We start from the raw sequence: 1,877 nt of genomic DNA on the forward strand, positions 1-1,877 counted from the left end.
GAGGGTCGTGTGCGTGAGGAAAACGGAGACAGCATGCACAAGCTCAAGAAGGTCGCGGCCGTGGCGGTCATGGTCGGTGGCATCGGCCTGGCCGGTGGCGGGGTTGCCAGCGCCAACGGTTCCGACGACCCGTTCCCGTACGGCGTCGTCATCGACAACCTGCAGGTCCAGGAGTGCGAGCAGGACTTCGACGGCGCTCTCGGCGCCGTCAGCGGTGGCGCTACCTCCCCCGGTGACCAGGAGATCGAGGTCGGCAACTTCTGCCGGCAGGTGGCCGTCGAGGACTGATTCTCAGGACGCCGTGGCGGTCGGGTCTCGCGCGTCCAGTGCAGGCCTGGCCCCACTCCTTCCGCGTCGGGCGCCCTGATTGATCTGTTGGCTCGGGGCCACAGGGAGAGGGTCAATAACGCGCGGATCAGGGGATGTCGAGGCGGCAAAGCCCGGCATCCCCTTTGTTGTGCTGGTTCAACACATGGAGACACGCATGCGCGGGTTGAAGAAGGTCATGCTGGCAACCACTATTGCCGGCAGTATCGGCCTGACGGGGGCCGGGACTGCCCAAGCCTACGGCACTGATGGTGGGGACACGCCTGACGTCACGATCGACAACGCACAGTTTCAGCAGTGCGAACAGGAATTCACCTCCTCCCTGATCACGGTCAGTGCGCCGGTCAGTGTCCTCGGCGAGAGTGTTACCAATATCGGCAACTTCTGCACGCAGTCGGCCGCGGAGTAACGATCGGGTGATCGTCCGACGGTAGGGATACAGTCGTAGGGCGATAAGAAGAGCTGAACAGAGGTCGGACCTCCCGGCGGGCACGCGGGGTCGGTCCGATATCAACAGCGGCCATCCTTCCGGGTGGCCGCTGACTCTTTTCATCCGATCAGTGCAATTAATATCAGTCGCGTCACGGGGCCATACGAATGAAATTCGATGATTACTCGTCCATAAGGGTGTCACTCGCTTGATGCGGATTTCCAGCTGATGCACGATCAATTCCCCCTTCTGTCGAAGAGAAACGTGAGTTGAATCGCGCCTCGGAGGGAATATGACTGATACGATCATCTTGCCGCGGTGTCCAGTGACGGGTAAAGCGTCATTCCGTACTGAATCCGCGGCAAGGGTCTGGCTGGTCAAGCAGCCATTGTTGGAGAAAATCCCGGACCGTATCTACCGTTGCTCGCGCTGTCGGTACTGGCACTTCACCGGTTCTCATCACTGGACCAGCGAAAAGATCAAGCGGAGGCGAAACTACGGGAGGAGGGAGCCCGTCTCGGGGCGCAGTCGTAAGAAGAGAGGGAAGAGCTGACGGGAGCCTCAGCAGCCGGCGCGGGCACGTGATGCACGACCCGAGGCTCAGCTCCTGCGACAAGCACTCGCACTCGGTCCCTCCGGTGTGCAACACGGTAGAGATTCTTCCGCACAGCGCCTGCCGGTCCGGTAACGGTCAGCCGTTGTCAGTGCCCCGGCCGACTGGCTGTGCGCGCGGTTCGGTCCTGGCCCCGTTCCTTCGGCTCCGGGGTCGGCCTTTCCTTCCCTTCTTCGAACAGAAAGACGACGAGATTGCGAAAGAAACTGAGCAGGGGATTGGTCGTAGCCGCCGCCGCGACGGGCATCCTGCCCCTGTACGGCGTCCCGGCGCTGGCGGACTCGCACGCCGAGGTTCCCGTGAACACCAGCGGCCCGAGCGCGCTCGGACCGGACGGTGCTTCCCATGACAGCGGCTACGGCGACGATTCGGACACGTCGGGACACGCCGGTGATACATCGACCACGCAGCCTCGGACCGCGCCGTCGACGGAGGCGGAGTCCCCGGCGTCGCCGTCCACGACCAGCAACGACGTTGGTTACGGCGACGACGGCGACAGCGACAGCG

At 63.1% G+C, this 1,877-nt stretch carries 2 protein-coding genes and 1 pseudogene; all 3 read left to right on the forward strand.

The annotated features are described in order from the left end of the window. Positions 1-288: hypothetical protein (locus tag AC5P09_RS39565; protein ID WP_493878538.1), on the forward strand; the 288-nt coding region annotated here is incomplete at its 5' end. A 196-nt stretch (positions 289-484) separates the two neighbouring features. Further along, positions 485-736, forward strand: coding sequence for a hypothetical protein (locus tag AC5P09_RS39570; protein WP_493878539.1), 252 nt, complete (start codon positions 485-487; stop codon positions 734-736). Between the two features lie 852 nt (positions 737-1,588). Continuing rightward, a pseudogene (locus tag AC5P09_RS39575) lies at positions 1,589-1,877 on the forward strand (hypothetical protein); the annotation flags it as partial.

The organism is Streptomyces sp. a15 (assembly GCF_059026085.1).